Origin of the sequence: Microbacterium sp. GCM10027623 (assembly GCF_042666935.1) — a bacterium.
Taxonomy (GTDB): Bacteria; Actinomycetota; Actinomycetes; order Actinomycetales; family Microbacteriaceae; genus Microbacterium.
In genome coordinates, this window is sequence record NZ_JBHTHE010000002.1 from 667,799 (window position 1) to 684,625 (window position 16,827).

Genomic DNA, 16,827 nt, shown 5'->3' on the forward strand with positions numbered 1-16,827 from the left:
TTTCATTTTGCTCACAGACGGCGTCCTACCCTGGCGTCTATGAAGCAATTCTCCGTCCTGGTCTGCGCTGGTGTGGTCACGAGCATTCTTGCGGGCTGCGCCGGCCCTCCGGATCACGCTGCGCCCTCGACGACTCCGAACACAACGTCGGCCGCTCAGCAGACAGAGCAAGAGGCCGGAGCGGATCAGCTCCCCGCCCCTGCAGATCCACTGACGTGTCTACACGGCACCTGGCTCGCCGATAATGCGTTCTTCTTGGAGCGCATCAGAGAATTCGGCGACGAGGTCCGTGAGGTGAGCGGACAGGTGCTCCTCCGATTCGATGCCGATGGCGCTCTCGCCACCGAGTATCAGGACTGGACCATCTCTGCCATTGCGGAAGGCGTGGATGTGGAGATCGTTCGTGCCGGGGTGGACATCGGGACCTACGTCGCGAGCGGTGGCGATGTTCACCTCAACGAGACCGAGATCGGCTCCATGCTGACCGTAAGGCGAGGCAGTGTGGAGATGCCGATCCACCCTGCCCCTGCGACATATCAAGCGGCTGCCTATTCCTGCAGCGAAAATGCCGCAGAGATTCGAACTGCCGACGGTGCACTCCGACTCAGCAGGAACTAATCCGCACTCTACGCAAAAAAGGAGAGGGATGCGCTTTCTCACTCAAGTACGGAACCGCTTCGGTCGCGGTGTCGACGTGACGATGAATATTCCCGAGGACTTCGCATGGGAAGACCGGGAGATACCGGTCGATCTGAATCTCAGAAGCCGCCCAGGCCAACCGGATACGACGGCAGAGGTGTCTTTTCACCTTTATGACGAACCGCAGGGAACCCGGGCGAACAGCGGCACCGAGGACGGTGTCAACTATCGTTGGGCGATGGACGAACGGATCGATCTGGCGTCGGGTATTTCACTTGCTTTTCCGGTCCGCATGCCGCTCCCATTCGATGGCGAGGCGATCGCCGAAGCGACCGCCGCCGTCCGAGACGGAGAATCGATCGGTGCGAAGCTGGCTGGACGGCTCATGCTCGGTGCCGCGCTTCCACCGACCCATCTTCGGTGGTTCCGTCTCTGTGTCTCCGTGAAAGTCGAAGGCGCGCTGCTGGGCGCGCGCGCTTCGGGAAAGATCCGTTGCAGGGACGCCAGGGCGCAGTTCTCCGTCGGCCCTTTCCGGCTCTGACGAAGCTGCCGCTGAGAAGGATCAGTCCTTCTCAGCGGCGGTGACGCTCACGCGCTGCTTTCCATCAGCGTGCACATCGTTGAGAATCGTCAGGTAGCGAGTGCCGTTGATGAAGCCGTCCGCTGCAAGCGATGCCTGGTTCGTGAGCTCACCCGGTGAGTACGTGTACGCGTCGAACCCCGCATCCTTCAGCAGGGTGAGATATGTCGCTGCAGCATCCTTCGCTTCGCCGGGATACTCGACGCTTCCATCCACCGTGATGTCCTTGCCGAGCTTGCCCTCGACGAACTCGTCGAGCACCGCCCACCCTTCGGGAATCGGAAACGGGAACTCGGCGCTGGCCGCGTATGCGCCGGCGGGAATCGTGATCTCCGTGGAATCGACATCGGCCGCGGAGTCAGTCCTGGGTTCCTGAGGGGTCTCATGTGTGGTGTTCGTCGCTGCACCCGTAGCGTCGGATGCGCTCTGCGGGCCGTCGGACGCGCAGCCAGTTAGCACGAGAAGGACAGCGATCCCGACGGCGAGTGGTGTGGTTCGTTGTGCACGCATGGTCACACCGTACGGAGGGTTCTGTGAGCATTATGAAAGCCTCACACCTCTGCAGTGGCCACGCCCGTACGCATTTTCATCATGCTGACAGAGTGATTTCTATCATCCTGAGACATGGATGCTTCTCGATTCACAAGCGCGCGCCTGCACCGTCTAGCTGCTCTCGCCCTCGCGTTCCCCCTCGCGCTGACCGCGTGCAGCGCCCCGCACAGCCCGGCGTCGACATCTCCCGCCGATGAGAGCACTTCCGCGTCGGCCGTCGAATCTCCGCCTGCCGCAGCAGCCACCGGCGACGCGGGTGCGACCTTCCGGATCGGCGGAGACACCTTCGAGTTCTCGCCCATGACGTGCCTGGTGGGTGAAGAGGACATCGTGGTGCAGGGGCCAGGCCGCAACACGGGGAACGGGGAGATCGCATTCCTCGACGTCGACCTCACCGCCTACGAAGGCAGTCACGTCGGTGGCGCAGACATCGAACTGGGAACCGACAGGCCGTTCACTTCACCGGATGACTTCTACCGGCTTGACGCACTGGTCGACGATGCCGGCTTCGCCCTCTCTCTGGACGGCGAATCGTTCACCGTGGACGGGACCTTCTACGGACACGGCTCCGCGCGTCTGCCGGATGGCGACTCGGCGCCGGGGGTCCTGACGGTGCGCTGCGACGGAACATAGTCGCAGCGAGCATGCGGGTGGGGCATCTCGTACATTCGCGGTCGGCCGCGCGAAGCACCCGTCCCGTCAGCGCATCACCGTCGCGGCGACGGTAGCGCCGAGTTCGGCCGCGCGATCGAGGTGCTCCGGCGTCACCTCTCCCGTGAACACGACCGGCTCGGCGGCGAGCGTCCAGCCATATCCGGTGGTGATCGCGGTCAACGCCCGCTCGGCTCCGGTCGTGTCGTAGCCTCCGTGGATCCAGTACGAGAACGGGCGCTTCGCGGTGTCCTCCCGCACCTGGTAGTAGGTCGTGTCGAAGAAGTGCTTGAGCGCACCGGAGATGTATCCGAAGTTGGCCGTCGTGCCGAGGAGGATGCCGTCGGCGGCCCGCACGTCATCCGCCGTGGCCTCGAGTGCCGCCCGCTCGACGACATCGACGCCGGAGATGCCGGGATGCCGGGTGCCGCGCAGGACGGCGTCCGCGATGTCCCTCACCCGTGGTGAGGGGGAGTGGTGCACGACGAGCAGGCGGGGCATGGTTCCTCCTGCCGAGACTCTACGCGGCGGCGAGGGAGGTGCGATTCATCCGAGTCGCCGGGAAAGTTTTTTTGTGACATTCGCCCCACGCGCTCCGTCTCAGTCCATAGAGCGTCGCACATCGCTCGCTGGATGGTGTGGCTGTGGCCGCGCCAGTCGATTGTGGAGGTAGTTCAGGTGGCTACGGATCAGACGAACACGGCGGTTGCATCTGAGGCGACTGTGCCGGAGACGCGCGCGGCCAAGGTGCCGGGCGCCACGTCCCGGGTGGACCACGTGACCTCGGCCGCCCGTGTTCCGGCGGGGGCCGAAGATCAGCCGACGGGTCGTACGACGATCGCCGAGGGCGTGGTGGCGAAGGTCGCGGGCATCGCTGCGCGTGAGGTACCCGGCGTCTACGCGCTCGGTGGGGGCGGCGCAAGGGCACTGGGGGCGATCCGTGACGCTGTGAACGCCACAGATCTGACACAGGGGGTCAGAGTCGAGGTGGGGGAGACCCAGGCCGCGGCTGACATCACCATCGTCGTGGAGTATCCGACGCCGATTCAGACCGTCGCGGAGAACGTCCGCACGGCGGTGACCGACGCGATCACTCGTCTCGTCGGTCTGCAGGTCGTCGAGGTGAACGTCGACGTCAACGACGTGCATCTGCCCAGCGACGATGCAGACGACGACACCGAGTCCCGCGTCTCATGAGCACCACGCTGAGCGGTGCGCTGATCGGCGCGGTGCTGGCGTTCGCAGCGTTGACCTTCGGATTCTGGGGGTTCGTCCTGGTCGCGGCGCTGATGGGGATCGGCGCTCTGACCGGGCGGGTCGTGTCGGGGCAGTTGGACCTGCGCGCTCTCGCCGGGGCGTTCACAGGCCGACGCACCTCGTCGTGAGCGCACTGCTGACCGAACCCTCCTCTGGGGACATCCAGCGTCGCCGGGAACACGACATCCATGATCGGCGGGAACGTCTACATCTCGACGAAGGCCGCCCTCGAAGCCCACTCCCGCAACCTCGCCGCAGAACTCGATGGCACCGGTGTCACGGTCAACGCCTACCGGCCGGGCGGCGTCGACACCGACATGCAGAAATGGATCCGCACCCAGAGCCCGGAGCGCATCGGCGCCCTGCGCGATCGGTTCGCCGGCCGCTATGAGGCGGGGGAGCTGATCAGTGCGGAGGAGTCCGCAACCCACCTCCTCGACCACCTCCTCGGTTCGGATGCCGAGGCGACCGGCGCGATCTGGGATCTCGGCCACACGGTGCCGAGGTAGGACAACCGCCAAGAACACACCCGACCAGCCCACCATCCAGGAGAAGAGGAAGAACATGCCCACTGTCGAACTCACCGACGAGAACTTCGAGACCACCATCACTGACAACGACATCGTCCTGGTGGACTTCTGGGCGGAATGGTGCGGCCCGTGCCGTCAGTTCGCGCCGATCTTCGAGACGTCTGCGGAGGCCAACCCTGAGATCGTGCACGGCAAGCTCGACACGGAGGCGGCCCGTCGCGTGGCGGCAGCTGCCGGCATCACGGCGATCCCGACCCTGATGGCGTTCCGAGAAGGAGTTCTCGTGTTCAACCAGGCCGGGGCTCTTCCTGCGCCTGCTCTCGCGCAGGTCGTCGAGGGCGTGAAGAATCTCGACATGAAGGAAGTCCACGCCGACGTCGCTGCTCAGACGGACGGGTCGACCTCGGAGGGGTGATGCGACACGATGACTGAGGCGTCGAGCGAGCTGAACGCGCTCCTCCGGGTGATTCCCGAGGGCTGGACGCGCACCGAGATCGACGGGAGCAGCTGGGCGGTCACCCGGACCACGCGAGCAGGAGGCAAAGTCGTCTCCGTCGACGCGGAGCAGCTCGGCACCGCGGAGCGGTTCGGAGCGAACGTGTGGATCACGGACGACGAGACGATCCTGAGACCGTGCGAGGTGCCCGCGGAGAAGGTGATGCGGTTCCTGCGCGCCGCAGCGGCCACTCTCTCCGCGTGAGCCCGGCCGCTCACTCCGCGTGAGCCCGGCCGCTCACACCTCCCGACCGCGTACCGACGATCGGATCATCGCCGGATCCTCACCTCGGATGCTCGTGGTGAACGACGCGTCTTCGCGTTCGACGTCGGCCGCCAGCCGGAACGCCTCATCGGCGAGGCCGGCGGGGACGATCACGGCACCGGCCGCGTCGGCATGCACGACGTCGCCGGGCAGCACCGTGACGCCGCCGACGACGACAGGCACGTTCGCGGCGACGGGCATGACATCGGCGGTGCCCGCCTTGATCGTCTCGCCGCCGCAGTAGAACACCGGGTCGAAGTCGGCGAGCTCACCGAAATCGGTAACCATGTCGGTGAGCTTCGCGCGATCGGCCGCGGTCTCCGCGCTGGCCGTGATCCCGCCGTCGATGAATCGGTCGACGTGCGGTTGCGGTCGGTATCGTCCAGCGGGACGACGATGGCGGGGCGACGGCGCGGGACGTCCCGGTCGGCGTCGAGCCGATCAGCGAGTCGGTTCCTCGTTCGGCTCCAATTGGGCGCGCACATCATCCGCGACGCGCAGCCCGCGCTGCTGCAGACTCGCGATGAATCTGGCCGCCAAAGGATCAGGATCGGCCGCTGTCACGGCGAACACCTGTCGCCGCCATGCCGGTGCGAACGGTCGCACGGCGCCGGGGAATCCTGCGCTGAGAGCGCTCACCGGGCTCACGGCGATTCCCAGCCCGGCGGCCGCCAGCTGCGGTGCCGCCGACGTCACGGCCGTTCTCATCGAGACCTCCGGCCGAACGCCGGCATCCGCAAGCGCGCGATCGAGCCAGGCGCTCAGTCCGTTCTCGGGCGCGTAGTGCACGAGAGGGACACCCTCGAGCTGGTCGAGGCGCACTGCCGGTGCGCCGGCCAGCGGGTGATCCGTCGCTGCGCTCAACACGATCTCCTCCACGGCCACGACCGACCCGGTCAGGCGGGCGGGAGGGGCGCCGGGGATCAACGAGATGTCGACCTCGTTCGCCTCGACGGCTCCGAGGAGTTCGCTCATCGAGGTGGATTCGCGCAGACTCACGGTCACCTCCGGATGCTCGCGGCGCCAATCCCGGATGATCGGTGCGAGCAGCGCCACGCTGAGGCTCTGGACGCACGCCAGCCGCAGTGCCCCACCGCTCGCATCGCCCACGGCGCGAGCCGACCGCACTGACGCGGCGGCCGCCTCGACGGCCCTGCGCGCCTCGACGACGGCGGCTCGCCCCGCGGGTGTCAGCGTCACTCCTCGCGCCTCCCGGCTGATCAACGCGGTACGCGCCTCGCGCTCGAGTGAGGAGAGCTGATGGGAGACGGCGGGCTGGGATGCATGCAGCAATCGTGCGGCCTGGGTGATCGACCCGGTGTCGGCAACCGCGACGAGGCACTCCAGAGCGCGGAGGGTGGCCATTCGCTCGTCCTCTCGCCGTCGTTGTTCGCAAGACCTCAATGATACCGATGGCTCAGATCGAAAGTATGAGGTTTATGAAGGGAATCTCGAGCGTCCTCCGGACGCTGCACCCCGCAGACGGCGCGACTCCACGCACCTCATACGACGAAGGACACGAAACATGCCTCTGGCGCTCATCCCACTCGCGGTCGCCGCCTTCGGGATCGGACTCACCGAATTCATCATCGCCGGCCTGCTGCCGGACATCGCCGGCGACTTCGCCGTGGACGCCCCGACCGCGGGCTGGCTGATCTCCGGCTATGCGCTCAGCGTGGCCGTCGGAGCTCTGGGCATCACCGCCATGACCATGCGCTTCACGCGGAAGAAGGTGCTGGTGTCCCTGATGATCGTCTTCGTCGTGGGCAACCTGCTCTCGGCTGCGGCTCCTGACTACGGTGTGCTGCTGGCCGGTCGGATCATCGCGGCTGCCAGTCACGGCGCGTTCTTCGGCGTGGCGGCGGTGGTCGCGGCCGGGTTGGTGCCGGCCGAGCGGAAGGGGAGAGCGGTCGCGCTGCTGTTCTCCGGCCTCACGGTCGCCAACGTGCTGGGAGTGCCGCTCGGCACCGTTCTCGGCCAGCAGCTCGGCTGGCGCAGTGCGTTCTGGGTGATCACGGTGGTCGGGATCGTCGCCCTGGCGGGTGTCTGGGCGCTCGTGCCCTCGGACCACGAGGTGGACGCGCCGGGGGTGCTGCGCGATGAGCTGCGAGCGTTCCGCTCCACGCAGGTGTGGCTGTCGCTCGTGATCACGGTGCTCGGCTTCGGCGGGATGTTCGGTGCGCTCACCTACATCGCCTTCACGCTGACCGAGGTGTCGGGCTTCGCCGCCTCCGCCGTGCCGTGGCTGCTCGTGGTGTTCGGCGTCGGTCTCGTCTTCGGCAACTACGCCGGTGGGCGCCTGGCCGGCAGATCGATCGACGGCACGCTCGGATGGTCGCTGGTCGGCTTGGTGATCGCGCTGATCGTCTTCGCCCTGACCGCCGCGAACCCCGTGATCACGGTGGCGTCGATGCTGCTGGTGGGCGCGTTCGGTTTCGGGCCGCTCTCGGTCTACATGGTGCGCGTCATCCACTACGCCGGCGACGCGGGTACGCTCGCTTCGGGTGCGACCATCGCCGCGGGAAACGTCGGGAACGCCATCGGCCCGTGGCTGGGCGGCCTGGCGATCACCGCAGGCTTCGGCTTCACGGCGCCGCTGTGGACCGGAGCGGCGACGACGGTGCTGGCCGTCGCCGTGCTGCTGTACGCCACGGCGGCCGTCCGTCGTGATCTTCGGCTCACAGCGGCGACGACCGTCGTCGAACCTGTTTCAATCGAGGAGTGACCATGCCCAGAACCGTTCCGACCTACACGGTCGCCGAACTCGAGTACCTCAACGACATCGATCTCGCGGCCTTCGGCAACGACGATGCCGTCCGCCTCGGCCAGATCGCCGTGGAGGTCATCACCGAACGCGATCTGAATCTCGCGGTCGACATAGTGCTGGCGGGTGACCTCGTGTTCCGCGCGAAGCTCGGATCCACGGGGCCGGGGAACGATCCGTGGCTGGCGGGCAAGGCCGCCGCCGCGCTCATGTTCGGCGAGTCCTCGATGCTCGTCAAGCTGCGCCACCTCGACGCGGGGACTCCGTTCGACGAGCGCGACGATGTGGACCACGGCGTGGTCAAGGCGTATGGCGGCGCGATCCCCCTGAAGGCGGGCGGTGAGATCGTGGGAACGATCACGACGTCCGGCGAGGCGGATGCCGTGGATCATGAGGCGGCCGCAGAGGCGCTCACCCGGTACGTCGCACGCTTCCGACAGTGATGCCGGGCCTCTCTCGCTGCGGATCGGAGCAGTATCCTCACGCGTCTTGACGCGGTCAAGCCCCTCCTCGCCGTGCCTGTGCAGGCCCTAGGTTCGAGAGACCCAACACAAGAGGAGACACGATGAGCGATCCGTCGAACACACAGGGAACTCCCGGACCGGACGAGGAAGCGGACATCGCCTCGGGCGGTGCCCCGGAGAAGCCGGACGACGTGCTGGAAGAGGAGACCACCGACGAAGACGGCAAGCCGCTGGAGAATCCTTCGGGCGGTTGACCGGATGCCGACCCCCGCAGCTGACCGCATGGTCGGCTGCGGGGGTCTTTCGTCTGCCTGTCCGGCCGATCCACAGACACGGGTGGACGACCGTGTCGGAGTGGCACTGGCTCGATCCTCGGCTACGTACTGATCCGCGTGGTGCGGCTGCGGTGAGGCGACCGATGCGCTTCCGGAGTACGCCTGGGCTGGATCCTTGATGCGCTGCGGACCGAGCAGGGGTGATGACGCATCACCGAATCACAGCAGATCCACAAGCTTCCGGGACCAATCCGGGGCACTGCCGCGTTATCCCCGATGACGCCGCAGCCAGCGACGCCGACGAAGGAGAGACATCATGTCGCACGAGTACCGCAAGACCCCCGAGGCGCTGAGCCGTCTCACCGCCCACCAGTTCGACGTCACCCAGAACGGCGGCACGGAGCCGGCGTTCCGCAACGAGTACTGGGACAACCATGAGGACGGCATCTACGTGGATGTCGTCTCCGGCGAGCCGCTGTTCTCGTCGAACGACAAGTTCGAGAGCGGCACGGGCTGGCCGAGCTTCACCAAGCCGATCGAGGCGGACGCCGTCCGCTCGAAGACCGACTACTCCCACGGGATGATCCGCACCGAGGTCCTCTCGGTCGGAGCCGAGAGCCACCTCGGGCACCTCTTCGACGACGGGCCCGTGGAGGCGGGAGGACAGCGCTACTGCATGAACTCCGCATCGTTGCGCTTCGTGCCGGCTGCGCAGCTCGAGGCCGAGGGGTACGGGCAGTTCCGGTCGCAGTTCGAGATCACCGATGAGGAGAAGGCATCATGACCAGCGGAATCCATGACAGCGGAGAGATCACGCGCGATCCTGGGACGGAGACCGCCGTCCTGGCCGGCGGCTGTTTCTGGGGTCTGGAGGATCTGATCCGACGCCAGCCGGGCGTGCTCGACACGCGGGTCGGCTACACCGGCGGAGACAACGACCACGCGACCTATCGGAACCACCCCGGACACGCGGAGGCCGTGGAGATCGTGTTCGACCCGACCGAGACCACCTATCGCGACATCCTGGCGTTCTTCTTCCAGGTGCACGACCCGACGACGAAGAACCGTCAGGGCAACGACGTCGGCACGAGCTACCGCTCGGCGATCTTCCCGCTCACGCCCGAGCAGGAGACCGTCGCACGGGAGACCATCGCGGATGTGGATGCGTCCGGCCTGTGGCCGGGCCGCGCGGTGACCACGATCGAGCGGCCCGGGCCGTTCTGGGAGGCGGAGCCCGAGCATCAGGACTACCTGATCACGTATCCGAACGGGTACACGTGCCACTTCGTCCGCCCGGACTGGGTGCTGCCCCGTCGCACCGCGGCCTGACGACCCCGCGGCCTGACCGCTGCGGGAGGGGCGTGCGCAGCGCGCCCCTCCCGCCGTGCCACCTCGGCTCTCACGGACTGCCGGACTCCGAGCGCGCGCGTGCCACGACGAGTCCGCGCTGCGACGTGGGGAAGCGCTCCAGCATCGCGCGCAGCTCACCCGCATCCACGTCGGCGCCGAAGGCCTCGCCACCCGGCTCCAGCATGATCCCGGACGCGAGGTCACCGGCGACGACCGGATCGAATCCGAGATCGTCGACCAGCCGCGCCACCTGCGCCAGGTCCTCGGCGTCATCGCCGGCGATGGCGATCGCCTTGCGCCCCGCGGCTCCGGCGGGCCGAGCCTCGTCCTCGAGATCCTGGTAGCCCATGTGCCCCAGTGCCTTCACGACTCTGGCGCCCGGCAGGAACTCCTGGACGAGCTCACTGGTCGAGGTTCGCGGGTCGGTCAGATCTGGTCGGACCCCGTCGGCTCCCCACCAGTAGTTCATGGCGTCGATCACCAGCATCCCGCGCAGCCGGTCCGCAGGCAGTGTCCGGTAGCTGCCGAGGGGGAGGGCCAGGACCACCGCATCCGCGTCATCGATGACCGACGCGATGGTCCCGACCGATGCGCCGAGCGCCGTCATGGCCCTGGCGATGGGCTGGGGGTCGCCGGAGCGCGCGACCCGCACGCGGTACCCGGCCGCGACGGCGAGCGAGGCGAGGGTCGTGCCGAGTCGTCCCGCACCGATGATTCCGAGGGTGCGGATGCCGGTCTCCATATCGCCATGCTACGGCCGGGATGCCCCCGGCCCGGGCCGGTCATCCGGTCATGCGACGAGCAGTCGCTCCTCGTGGGCGACTGCTCCGAGCGCATCCCGCACACGGCAGCGCGCGTCGTACGTGCCGTCGGGAAGGGCACGCAGGGCCCTGACGTCCTCGAACGCGAGTCCGTCGCGCACGGCCTCGCGGACCAGGTCGTCGCGTGTGGCGGGGTACTCCATCGCGGCGAGGAAGTGCTCGAGGTCGGAAGTCGCCTGTGCCATCTGTTCGTTCCTTTCCTTCGTCATGAGGGAGGGGGGGAGGGGGCGGAGCCGTGAACGGCCCCGCCCGCTCCGGATCATGCCGCCGCGATCTCGCTGCGGTCGTCGAGCGACTCCACGGCGATCTTGCGCGGCTTGGCGCGGTCGCTCACCGGGATGATGACCGAGAGCACGCCATTCGAGTAGGAGGCGCTGATGCGGTCCGCGTCCACGCCGTCGCCGAGCATGAACTGGCGCAGGAAGGATCCCGAACTGCGCTCGCGCGTGAGCCAGCGCGATCCTTCGGCCGTGTCCGCCGTGCGCTGCGCGCGGATGGAGAGCTGCGCGCCGTCGACGTCGACGTCGATCGAGCCCGGATCCACGCCCGGAAGATCGGCGTGCAGCACGTACCGCTCGCCGTCACGGAAGAGGTCCACCGGCATCAGGCGGGGTGACCGAACGGAATCCAGCACGCTCGCGGCGAAACGATCGAGCTGGCTGATCGGATCGAATGTCATTCCCATGATGTACTCCTTTCCTTCGGCCCGTAGAGGGCGATCTCGGTATGCAGATTATCTGCATCTGACGGTGTAGATTTGTTATAGATGAAATTTAGGATGTTCGCAACCCGTCCCGAAGGAGGGATCTCAGCTGTGACCGAACCCGACATCCGGACCCCGCTCTACGGCATCGCCGTCGCCGCGCAGCTCGTGGACATGCCCGAGGCGACCCTGCGCCTCTTCGAGCGTCGTGGGCTGCTCACGCCGTCGCGCAGCGACGGCGGCACGCGCCGATACAGCAAGGGCGATATCGAGCGCCTGCGGCGCGCCGGCCGGCTGCGCGAGGAGGGCATGAATCTCGCCGGGATCGGGCGGATGCTGGACCTCGAGGATGAGAACGCCGACCTGCGCGAGGAACTCGCCGCGGAACGCGCACAGAACAAGCGGCGCTGACTCAGCGCTGCCCGAAGGCGCTGTGCGCGCTGGGTGGGTGCCGAGGGTGGCTGGCGCGGGGGCGGATCAGGCCGTGACGAGCTTCCGGTGCAGAGTCGCCAGCGCGTCTCGCACACGCCGTCGTGCGTCGTAGCCGCCGTCCGGCAGGCCGCCCAGTGCGGCGATCTCCGCCGGGGTGAGTCCGTCACGGAGCGCCTCGCGGAGGAGGTCGTCCTTCGTCGCCGGGTACTCCATGTCCGTGAGGAACCGCTCGAGGCGGGAGGTGGCGGTGGTCATGGTGTGTCGTTCCTTTCCGGGGAATGCACCGAGAGCCCGAGGTCGCGGATCAGTGCTCGCGCAGCATCTTGATCAGCTCGTCCTTCTTCTTGCCGGAATAGCCCTCGATGCCCAGTTCCTTCGCGCGGTCACGAAGCTCGTCGACGGTGCGGTCCTCGTAGTCCTCGGCCTCGCCTCCGCGGTGCCCGACCGCCGAGCGTCCGTCGCGGGCGGCGGCGTTCGAGATGCGCGCGGCCTTCTCCTTCGAGGCGCCGTCATCACGGAGCTTCTCGTAGAGCTCTTCGTCCTTGAGTTCCGGCTGGTCGGGCATGGAGTGCCTCCTCGAGTCATCGGACGCCGCGCTCCGCGGCACCTGCGAAGCTATCCCGCAGCCGCGGGGCGCACCAACGCCCTTGACACCCGCTGCGGGCTGAACTAGGCGCCGCTCGGCCGCAGCCCTGTTACGGTCGGGGACGAGGAGAATCACGTGCACATCGAACGAACCGGACCCCCTGACGGGCCGCGCGTGGTGCTGCTGCACGGCGGGGGCGTCGCGGGGTGGATGTGGGAACCGCTGCGACAGGCCCTTCCCGCCGACCTGGAACTGATCATTCCGGACCTGCCCGGTCATGACCGCAGCGCGCAGGACGAGTACGTGTCGCAGGACCGCACGATCCAAGAGCTGCGGCGGTATCTGGACGCGGAGGTCGGCGCGCCGTATGCGGTCGTCGGGTTCTCCTTCGGCGCGCAGCTCGCCGTGCGCCTCGCCGCCGAGAGCGCCGGGGCCGTGTCGCACGTCACCGTGATCAGCGCTCAGGCGAAACCGGCCCGCTTTCCCGCGCTCACCCTCGGGCTCCTCGCGGCGGCCGCACCCCTGGCGAGACGGCCGGCGTTCGCGCGCGCTCAGGCGAAGCAGCTGTTCATCCCCGACAGCCTCCTCGACGACTATGTCCGCACGTCGACCGAACTGGCCGTCTCCACGCTCACCAGGATGGTCGGTGACAACATCCGCTTCACCATCCCCGCGGGGTGGGACTCGTACACCGGGTCCGCCCTGATGCTGATCGGTCGGGACGAGCGCCGGGTCATCGCCGATTCCGCCCGCGCCCTTCAGCGGAAACTGCCAGGCAGCGACCTGGAGATCGTCGACGGCTGCGGACACGGCATCCCGTTCCAGCGCCCCGCATGGCTCGCCGCGCGCCTGGCCGCTCAGTGGACTGCCCGCTGACGGACTCGTCTCAGCGGTCCGGAAGCGCGCGCTCCCAGGAGGCCACGCCGCCGGGCACGACGTGGAAGAGCGGGTGCGGCGAGGGTTCCGCCGCGCGCCAGCGCTCCGCATCGGCGGGACTGCGCGCCTGCAGCTTGGCGCCCAGGTGCGCCCACTCCAGCGTCAGCTGACCGTCCGTGACGGCGATGCCCGCATCCGGGGTGGCGGGGGACAGGATGCGCGATCGGTCGAAGCGGTAGCCGCGGGCGTCGGCCTCGGCCGCGATGCCCACGAGGTAGGCGCCGACCGCGGTGAGCGGGTCCGCCTGCTCGCGGAACCGCTCCAGCTGCGGATGCCGGAGGTAGCCCCGCGTGCGTCCGGCAAGCACCGCCTGAGCCAGCAGCGTCTCCCGCCAGCAGGCGATCAGAGCCGCGCGATCCAGATGCGCCGGATGCAGCGACCAGATCCTCACTCCGTCCGCTCCTCCTCGGCACGCGCGGTCCCGGCCGCAGCCGCCTCGTCGACCTCTCGACGACTGAGGCGCGACGGCCACCAGATCGCCCGCCCGATGTCGTGGCTCAGCGCCGGCACGAGCAGCGAGCGCACCACGAAGGTGTCCAGCAGCACGCCGAAGGCGACGATGAAGGCGATCTGCACGAGGAACAGGATCGGGATCACCGACAGTGCGGCGAAGGTCGCGGCCAGCACGAGGCCGGCCGAGGTGATCACACCACCCGTCACGGCGAGCCCGCGCAGGATGCCCTCGTGTGTGCCGTGGCGCTGGGACTCCTCGCGCACGCGCGTCATCAGGAAGATGTTGTAGTCGATCCCCAGGGCGACGAGGAAGACGAACCCGAACAGCGGCACGGCGGGGTCGGCTCCGGGGAATTGGAACACCCCGTTGAACACCAGCGCCGCGACTCCCAGTGCGGAGCCGAACGAGAGCACGGTGGTGAGGATGAGCAGCACCGGCGCCAGCACGGCGCGCAGCAGCAGCATGAGGATCACGAAGATCACCACGAGGATCACCGGGATGATCAGGTTGCGGTCGTGGATCGACGCCGTGTTGGTGGCGATCGACGTGGCCGTGACCCCACCGACCAGGGCATCCATGTCCTCGAACTCGCCGCGCAGGGCGTTCACCGTGTCCTCCGCGTCCGTGGAGTCGGCGGCCGCGGTGAGCGTGCCCTGCAGCAGCACGCGCCCGTCGACGACCGTCGGCTCAGGGGCCGGGGTTCCGGGAGGGCCGAAGGCCTGGACGCCGTCTTCGGTGACGGGCGCGCTGCCCGAGGCCGAGTCGGACGAGGTCACCGAGACGCCGTCGATGCCGTCATCGCCGAGGAGCACGTCGGCGGCGTCCTGCATCCGCGATTCGTCGACCAGCACGTACACCGGACTCCCCGACCCGCCGGGGAAGTGCTCGCCGAGCACAGCCTGGCCGTCCCGTGCCTCGGACTGGCCGAGCACCAGGTCGGACTGGGGGATGCCGCCGGCCTGCAGCTGCACCACGCCGGCCGCGGCGATCGCGAGCACGACAGTGGTGGAGATCCAGATCAGTCGAGGGCGACGGCGCACCAGGCGGGTCAGCCGCGGCCAGACCCCTCGTGCGTCCAGCGGGTTCTCGTCGGCGGCGCGCTGGGGCTCGAACGCCGGACGGCGCGGCCAGAACACGGCCCGGCCGAAGAGCGCCAGCAGGGCGGGGAGCAGGGTCAGAGCGGAGAGCATCGCGAACACGATGCCGATGGCCGCGACGGGGCCGAGAGTGCTGTTCGACTTCAGGTCACTCAGCAGCAGGCACAGCAGTCCCGCGATCACCGTTCCCCCCGAGGCGAGGATCGGCTCGAAGGAGCCCTTCCACGCGGCGCGGACGGCAGACCACTTGTCATCGGTGGAGCGCAGTTCCTCCCGGTAGCGAGCGACGAGGAGCAGCGAGTAGTCGGTCGCGGCGCCGATCACGAGGATGAACAGGATGCCCTGCGTCTGCCCGCTGAGCAGCAGGATGTCGAGCTTGGCCGCCCACCACACCACCAGCAGTGCCACGCACAGGGCGAACAGGCTGGTGCTGAGCACGACGACCGGCAGCAGGAGCGACCGGTACACGATCACCAGGATCACGAGCACAGCCAGCAGGGCGACCAGCAGCAGAATGCCGTCGATGCCCGCGAAACCGGCCACGAGGTCGGCGGTGAACCCGGCCGGACCGGTGATGTGCACGGTGATGCCGTCCGGCACGGCGTCGCGCAGATCGGAGGAGAGCGCGGAGGAGACGTCGCCGACGTCGGCATCCGCGTCGATGGGGACGAAGGCCTGCGCGGCGAGTCCGTCCTCGGAGACGATCACGGGCGAGGGGTCGTCCTTCACTCCCTCCGCGGTGACGGCGTCGTCGAGGGCGGCGCTGAGCTGGTCCCTCAGCGCGTCGTCGATGGTCGTCTCGGATTCGAAGACGACGACCGCGGGCAGAGAGTCCGAGCCGAGGAAGTCGTCGAGCGCGTTCTGCACCTCGGTCGCCTGTGCCGAATCCGGCAGGTAGGCCGTGCGGTCGTTCGAGGAGACCTCGTCGATCTTGCCGAACAGGGGGCCGCCCAGCCCGGCCAGTGCCAGCCACAGCAGGATCAGCACAGCGGACAGGAGGGTGCGCGGCCAGGATCGGCGGTGGTTCTCAGTGCGAAGCGACATGCGGCCCTTTCCAGAAGAAACTCCTGAAAAGCGTATTGCTAGCCAGGCGAGAAAGCAACATGGGGTGAGTTCGGTAGGATGACGCCATGAGTGCGGATGCGCGACCGGAACCGGACCGTCCGGTCGATGTGCGACGGCGCGCGACGTCGACCCCCGACGGTCTCGCACAGGGGGCGGTCTACGACGTCGACTCCGGCGACCCGCAGCAGATCCTCATCGACCGCACGGGGATGGCCGGCTCCGATGTCCGCCAGATCAGCGAGCTGATGGCTGCACTGGGGGAGCTGCGCACCGCGGAGGAGATGCTCTCCGAGGCGTCCCGCCGCTACATGCAGCTCAATGAGACCGACATGCGCGCGCTGCACTATCTGATCGTGTGCGCGCACCAGGACCTGATCGCCACGCCGGGGGGCATCTCGCATCACCTGCGGATATCGTCTGCGTCGACGACCAAGCTCCTTGATCGTCTGGAGCGCGGCGGGCACATCGTGCGCTCTCCGCATCCGACCGACCGGAGGGCGCTCGCCATCTCCATCACACCGGAGACGCACCAGGCGGCGATGGAGACCGTGGGAAGGCAGCAGTCCAAGCGCTTCTACGCGGCCGCCCGACTCACCCCCGCCGAGCGGGATGTCGTGATCCGCTTCCTCAGGGACATGGCTCAGGAGATCACGCCGGGAGACGAGCCCTGGGCGCAGCGCACAGGAGAGTGACGATCCGGATCACGCCGCCCGCAGTCCGTCATCCGTGCCTAGAGTGTGGTCATGGAGAAGAATCGACCGGCGGAGTCCCTGCGTCCGGCTGCGGCTGACGCGGAGGCCGCGCTGCGCGATGCGGATGCCGCCGCGGAGGCGGCGAAGGCGGAGGCGGATCGCTGGGGCGGTGCCGACAAGCCCCCCGCCCAGCCGGCGGACAGGTTCTGGTGATCGGAC

The 16,827-nt window shown here is 68.1% G+C and carries 28 protein-coding genes; 17 read left to right on the top strand and 11 right to left on the bottom strand.

The genetic code is table 11. The features are described 5' to 3' along the window. Positions 1-39: 39 nt before the first annotated feature. Both ACFQY2_RS10510 and ACFQY2_RS10515 read left to right on the top strand, forming a co-directional pair. Positions 40-618 carry a hypothetical protein gene (locus ACFQY2_RS10510; protein WP_378745732.1) on the top strand — a complete coding sequence of 193 codons (579 nt, stop codon included), beginning with the start codon at positions 40-42 and terminating at the stop codon, positions 616-618. Positions 619-646: 28 nt separating this feature from the next. Further along, entirely contained in the window at positions 647-1,180 is a 534-nt protein-coding gene (locus tag ACFQY2_RS10515; RefSeq protein WP_378745734.1) for a hypothetical protein, read from the top strand. Between the two features lie 21 nt (positions 1,181-1,201). On the opposite strand, the gene ACFQY2_RS10520 is transcribed toward ACFQY2_RS10515, so the two are convergent. Then, positions 1,202-1,729 carry a hypothetical protein gene (locus ACFQY2_RS10520; protein ID WP_378745735.1) on the bottom strand — a complete coding sequence of 176 codons (528 nt, stop codon included), beginning with the start codon at positions 1,727-1,729 and terminating at the stop codon, positions 1,202-1,204. Between the two features lie 114 nt (positions 1,730-1,843). Between ACFQY2_RS10520 and ACFQY2_RS10525 the strand changes: the two genes are divergently transcribed. Beyond that, positions 1,844-2,404 carry a hypothetical protein gene (locus tag ACFQY2_RS10525; RefSeq protein WP_378745736.1) on the top strand — a complete coding sequence of 187 codons (561 nt, stop codon included), beginning with the start codon at positions 1,844-1,846 and terminating at the stop codon, positions 2,402-2,404. Between the two features lie 66 nt (positions 2,405-2,470). On the opposite strand, the gene ACFQY2_RS10530 is transcribed toward ACFQY2_RS10525, so the two are convergent. Next, positions 2,471-2,923 (bottom strand): flavodoxin family protein, encoded by a 453-nt coding sequence (locus ACFQY2_RS10530; protein ID WP_378745737.1) that lies wholly within the window; start codon positions 2,921-2,923, stop codon positions 2,471-2,473. Positions 2,924-3,100: 177 nt separating this feature from the next. On the opposite strand from ACFQY2_RS10530, the gene ACFQY2_RS10535 reads away from it, so the two are divergent. From ACFQY2_RS10535 to ACFQY2_RS10555, 5 genes are read left to right on the top strand one after another with little or no spacing between them, the layout of a single operon-like run. Then, complete coding sequence (locus tag ACFQY2_RS10535; RefSeq protein ID WP_378745738.1) at positions 3,101-3,619, top strand: Asp23/Gls24 family envelope stress response protein; 519 nt, start codon at positions 3,101-3,103, stop codon at positions 3,617-3,619. Beyond that, on the top strand, positions 3,616-3,807 hold the full coding sequence (locus ACFQY2_RS10540) for a DUF2273 domain-containing protein (protein WP_378745739.1): 192 nt from the start codon (positions 3,616-3,618) through the stop codon (positions 3,805-3,807). The genes ACFQY2_RS10535 and ACFQY2_RS10540 overlap by 4 nt, the downstream gene beginning before the upstream one ends. Positions 3,808-3,831: 24 nt before the next feature. Beyond that, entirely contained in the window at positions 3,832-4,188 is a 357-nt protein-coding gene (locus ACFQY2_RS10545; protein ID WP_378746158.1) for an SDR family NAD(P)-dependent oxidoreductase, read from the top strand. Positions 4,189-4,243: 55 nt separating this feature from the next. Beyond that, positions 4,244-4,624 carry a thioredoxin gene (trxA, locus tag ACFQY2_RS10550; RefSeq protein ID WP_378745740.1) on the top strand — a complete coding sequence of 127 codons (381 nt, stop codon included), beginning with the start codon at positions 4,244-4,246 and terminating at the stop codon, positions 4,622-4,624. A gap of 9 nt (positions 4,625-4,633) precedes the next feature. Next, the gene (locus tag ACFQY2_RS10555; protein WP_378745741.1) at positions 4,634-4,909 is read left to right on the top strand and encodes a peptide methionine sulfoxide reductase; all 276 of its coding nucleotides are present in this window, start codon (positions 4,634-4,636) and stop codon (positions 4,907-4,909) included. A 33-nt stretch (positions 4,910-4,942) separates the two neighbouring features. Here ACFQY2_RS10555 and ACFQY2_RS10560 read toward each other — a convergent pair whose 3' ends face one another. Further along, a complete protein-coding gene (locus ACFQY2_RS10560) occupies positions 4,943-5,257 on the bottom strand; it encodes a hypothetical protein (protein WP_378745742.1) in 315 nt (104 codons plus the stop codon). 153 nt (positions 5,258-5,410) lie between these two features. After that, on the bottom strand, positions 5,411-6,334 hold the full coding sequence (locus tag ACFQY2_RS10565) for a LysR family transcriptional regulator (RefSeq protein ID WP_378745743.1): 924 nt from the start codon (positions 6,332-6,334) through the stop codon (positions 5,411-5,413). Positions 6,335-6,494: 160 nt separating this feature from the next. On the opposite strand from ACFQY2_RS10565, the gene ACFQY2_RS10570 reads away from it, so the two are divergent. The 5 genes from ACFQY2_RS10570 to msrA all read left to right on the top strand — a co-directional run bounded on the left by ACFQY2_RS10570 (position 6,495) and on the right by msrA (position 9,801). Continuing rightward, the gene (locus ACFQY2_RS10570; RefSeq protein ID WP_378745744.1) at positions 6,495-7,694 is read left to right on the top strand and encodes an MFS transporter; all 1,200 of its coding nucleotides are present in this window, start codon (positions 6,495-6,497) and stop codon (positions 7,692-7,694) included. A 2-nt stretch (positions 7,695-7,696) separates the two neighbouring features. After that, on the top strand, positions 7,697-8,176 hold the full coding sequence (locus tag ACFQY2_RS10575) for a heme-binding protein (RefSeq protein WP_378745745.1): 480 nt from the start codon (positions 7,697-7,699) through the stop codon (positions 8,174-8,176). A gap of 122 nt (positions 8,177-8,298) precedes the next feature. Continuing rightward, entirely contained in the window at positions 8,299-8,451 is a 153-nt protein-coding gene (locus ACFQY2_RS10580) for a hypothetical protein (RefSeq protein WP_378745747.1), read from the top strand. Between the two features lie 337 nt (positions 8,452-8,788). Then, positions 8,789-9,256 carry a peptide-methionine (R)-S-oxide reductase MsrB gene (msrB, locus tag ACFQY2_RS10585; protein ID WP_378745748.1) on the top strand — a complete coding sequence of 156 codons (468 nt, stop codon included), beginning with the start codon at positions 8,789-8,791 and terminating at the stop codon, positions 9,254-9,256. Further along, positions 9,253-9,801, top strand: coding sequence for a peptide-methionine (S)-S-oxide reductase MsrA (gene msrA / locus ACFQY2_RS10590; RefSeq protein ID WP_378745749.1), 549 nt, complete (start codon positions 9,253-9,255; stop codon positions 9,799-9,801). Before msrB ends, msrA begins: the two co-directional genes overlap by 4 nt. Positions 9,802-9,871: 70 nt before the next feature. Here msrA and ACFQY2_RS10595 read toward each other — a convergent pair whose 3' ends face one another. From ACFQY2_RS10595 to ACFQY2_RS10605, 3 genes are all read right to left on the bottom strand, one after another. After that, on the bottom strand, positions 9,872-10,564 hold the full coding sequence (locus ACFQY2_RS10595; protein WP_378745750.1) for an NADPH-dependent F420 reductase: 693 nt from the start codon (positions 10,562-10,564) through the stop codon (positions 9,872-9,874). A 48-nt stretch (positions 10,565-10,612) separates the two neighbouring features. Beyond that, the gene (locus ACFQY2_RS10600) at positions 10,613-10,828 is read right to left on the bottom strand and encodes a DUF2795 domain-containing protein (RefSeq protein ID WP_378745751.1); all 216 of its coding nucleotides are present in this window, start codon (positions 10,826-10,828) and stop codon (positions 10,613-10,615) included. Between the two features lie 74 nt (positions 10,829-10,902). Beyond that, the gene (locus ACFQY2_RS10605) at positions 10,903-11,328 is read right to left on the bottom strand and encodes an Hsp20/alpha crystallin family protein (RefSeq protein WP_378745752.1); all 426 of its coding nucleotides are present in this window, start codon (positions 11,326-11,328) and stop codon (positions 10,903-10,905) included. A gap of 129 nt (positions 11,329-11,457) precedes the next feature. On the opposite strand from ACFQY2_RS10605, the gene ACFQY2_RS10610 reads away from it, so the two are divergent. Further along, positions 11,458-11,757: a MerR family transcriptional regulator gene (locus ACFQY2_RS10610; RefSeq protein WP_378745754.1), complete on the top strand. Its 300-nt coding sequence runs from the start codon at positions 11,458-11,460 to the stop codon at positions 11,755-11,757. 66 nt (positions 11,758-11,823) lie between these two features. On the opposite strand, the gene ACFQY2_RS10615 is transcribed toward ACFQY2_RS10610, so the two are convergent. Together ACFQY2_RS10615 and ACFQY2_RS10620 are read right to left on the bottom strand one after the other, a co-directional pair. Next, a complete protein-coding gene (locus ACFQY2_RS10615; protein WP_378745755.1) occupies positions 11,824-12,033 on the bottom strand; it encodes a DUF2795 domain-containing protein in 210 nt (69 codons plus the stop codon). A 49-nt stretch (positions 12,034-12,082) separates the two neighbouring features. Further along, on the bottom strand, positions 12,083-12,343 hold the full coding sequence (locus ACFQY2_RS10620; RefSeq protein ID WP_378745756.1) for a Rho termination factor N-terminal domain-containing protein: 261 nt from the start codon (positions 12,341-12,343) through the stop codon (positions 12,083-12,085). Positions 12,344-12,499: 156 nt separating this feature from the next. Here ACFQY2_RS10620 and ACFQY2_RS10625 point away from each other — a divergent pair, with 156 nt between their 5' ends. After that, positions 12,500-13,240 (top strand): alpha/beta fold hydrolase, encoded by a 741-nt coding sequence (locus tag ACFQY2_RS10625; protein WP_378745757.1) that lies wholly within the window; start codon positions 12,500-12,502, stop codon positions 13,238-13,240. 10 nt (positions 13,241-13,250) lie between these two features. Here the strand turns inward: ACFQY2_RS10625 and ACFQY2_RS10630 are convergent, their stop codons facing one another. Together ACFQY2_RS10630 and ACFQY2_RS10635 are read right to left on the bottom strand one after the other, a co-directional pair. After that, positions 13,251-13,691: a pyrimidine dimer DNA glycosylase/endonuclease V gene (locus ACFQY2_RS10630; RefSeq protein WP_378745758.1), complete on the bottom strand. Its 441-nt coding sequence runs from the start codon at positions 13,689-13,691 to the stop codon at positions 13,251-13,253. Next, positions 13,688-15,895 (bottom strand): MMPL family transporter, encoded by a 2,208-nt coding sequence (locus ACFQY2_RS10635; RefSeq protein WP_378745760.1) that lies wholly within the window; start codon positions 15,893-15,895, stop codon positions 13,688-13,690. The genes ACFQY2_RS10630 and ACFQY2_RS10635 overlap by 4 nt, the downstream gene beginning before the upstream one ends. 86 nt (positions 15,896-15,981) lie before the next feature. Between ACFQY2_RS10635 and ACFQY2_RS10640 the strand changes: the two genes are divergently transcribed. Further along, the gene (locus ACFQY2_RS10640) at positions 15,982-16,608 is read left to right on the top strand and encodes a MarR family winged helix-turn-helix transcriptional regulator (RefSeq protein ID WP_378745761.1); all 627 of its coding nucleotides are present in this window, start codon (positions 15,982-15,984) and stop codon (positions 16,606-16,608) included. 51 nt (positions 16,609-16,659) lie between these two features. Then, positions 16,660-16,821, top strand: coding sequence for a hypothetical protein (locus ACFQY2_RS10645; protein WP_378745762.1), 162 nt, complete (start codon positions 16,660-16,662; stop codon positions 16,819-16,821). Positions 16,822-16,827: the final 6 nt, after the last annotated feature.

Bases quoted from the DNA above. Each gene is read 5' to 3' on its own strand.
- ACFQY2_RS10515 (WP_378745734.1), top strand. From the start codon at position 647: ATGCGCTTTCTCACTCAAGTACGGAACCGCTTCGGTCGCGGTGTCGAC.
- msrB (WP_378745748.1), top strand. From the start codon at position 8,789: ATGTCGCACGAGTACCGCAAGACCCCCGAGGCGCTGAGCCGTCTCACC.
- ACFQY2_RS10575 (WP_378745745.1), top strand. From the start codon at position 7,697: ATGCCCAGAACCGTTCCGACCTACACGGTCGCCGAACTCGAGTACCTC.
- ACFQY2_RS10570 (WP_378745744.1), top strand. From the start codon at position 6,495: ATGCCTCTGGCGCTCATCCCACTCGCGGTCGCCGCCTTCGGGATCGGA.
- ACFQY2_RS10520 (WP_378745735.1), bottom strand. From the start codon at position 1,729: ATGCGTGCACAACGAACCACACCACTCGCCGTCGGGATCGCTGTCCTT.
- ACFQY2_RS10580 (WP_378745747.1), top strand. From the start codon at position 8,299: ATGAGCGATCCGTCGAACACACAGGGAACTCCCGGACCGGACGAGGAA.
- ACFQY2_RS10605 (WP_378745752.1), bottom strand. From the start codon at position 11,328: ATGGGAATGACATTCGATCCGATCAGCCAGCTCGATCGTTTCGCCGCG.
- trxA (WP_378745740.1), top strand. From the start codon at position 4,244: ATGCCCACTGTCGAACTCACCGACGAGAACTTCGAGACCACCATCACT.
- ACFQY2_RS10540 (WP_378745739.1), top strand. From the start codon at position 3,616: ATGAGCACCACGCTGAGCGGTGCGCTGATCGGCGCGGTGCTGGCGTTC.
- ACFQY2_RS10525 (WP_378745736.1), top strand. From the start codon at position 1,844: ATGGATGCTTCTCGATTCACAAGCGCGCGCCTGCACCGTCTAGCTGCT.
- ACFQY2_RS10595 (WP_378745750.1), bottom strand. From the start codon at position 10,564: ATGGAGACCGGCATCCGCACCCTCGGAATCATCGGTGCGGGACGACTC.
- ACFQY2_RS10600 (WP_378745751.1), bottom strand. From the start codon at position 10,828: ATGGCACAGGCGACTTCCGACCTCGAGCACTTCCTCGCCGCGATGGAG.
- ACFQY2_RS10635 (WP_378745760.1), bottom strand. From the start codon at position 15,895: ATGTCGCTTCGCACTGAGAACCACCGCCGATCCTGGCCGCGCACCCTC.
- ACFQY2_RS10560 (WP_378745742.1), bottom strand. From the start codon at position 5,257: ATGGTTACCGATTTCGGTGAGCTCGCCGACTTCGACCCGGTGTTCTAC.
- ACFQY2_RS10555 (WP_378745741.1), top strand. From the start codon at position 4,634: ATGACTGAGGCGTCGAGCGAGCTGAACGCGCTCCTCCGGGTGATTCCC.
- ACFQY2_RS10640 (WP_378745761.1), top strand. From the start codon at position 15,982: ATGAGTGCGGATGCGCGACCGGAACCGGACCGTCCGGTCGATGTGCGA.
- msrA (WP_378745749.1), top strand. From the start codon at position 9,253: ATGACCAGCGGAATCCATGACAGCGGAGAGATCACGCGCGATCCTGGG.
- ACFQY2_RS10530 (WP_378745737.1), bottom strand. From the start codon at position 2,923: ATGCCCCGCCTGCTCGTCGTGCACCACTCCCCCTCACCACGGGTGAGG.
- ACFQY2_RS10645 (WP_378745762.1), top strand. From the start codon at position 16,660: ATGGAGAAGAATCGACCGGCGGAGTCCCTGCGTCCGGCTGCGGCTGAC.
- ACFQY2_RS10510 (WP_378745732.1), top strand. From the start codon at position 40: ATGAAGCAATTCTCCGTCCTGGTCTGCGCTGGTGTGGTCACGAGCATT.
- ACFQY2_RS10565 (WP_378745743.1), bottom strand. From the start codon at position 6,334: ATGGCCACCCTCCGCGCTCTGGAGTGCCTCGTCGCGGTTGCCGACACC.
- ACFQY2_RS10615 (WP_378745755.1), bottom strand. From the start codon at position 12,033: ATGACCACCGCCACCTCCCGCCTCGAGCGGTTCCTCACGGACATGGAG.
- ACFQY2_RS10620 (WP_378745756.1), bottom strand. From the start codon at position 12,343: ATGCCCGACCAGCCGGAACTCAAGGACGAAGAGCTCTACGAGAAGCTC.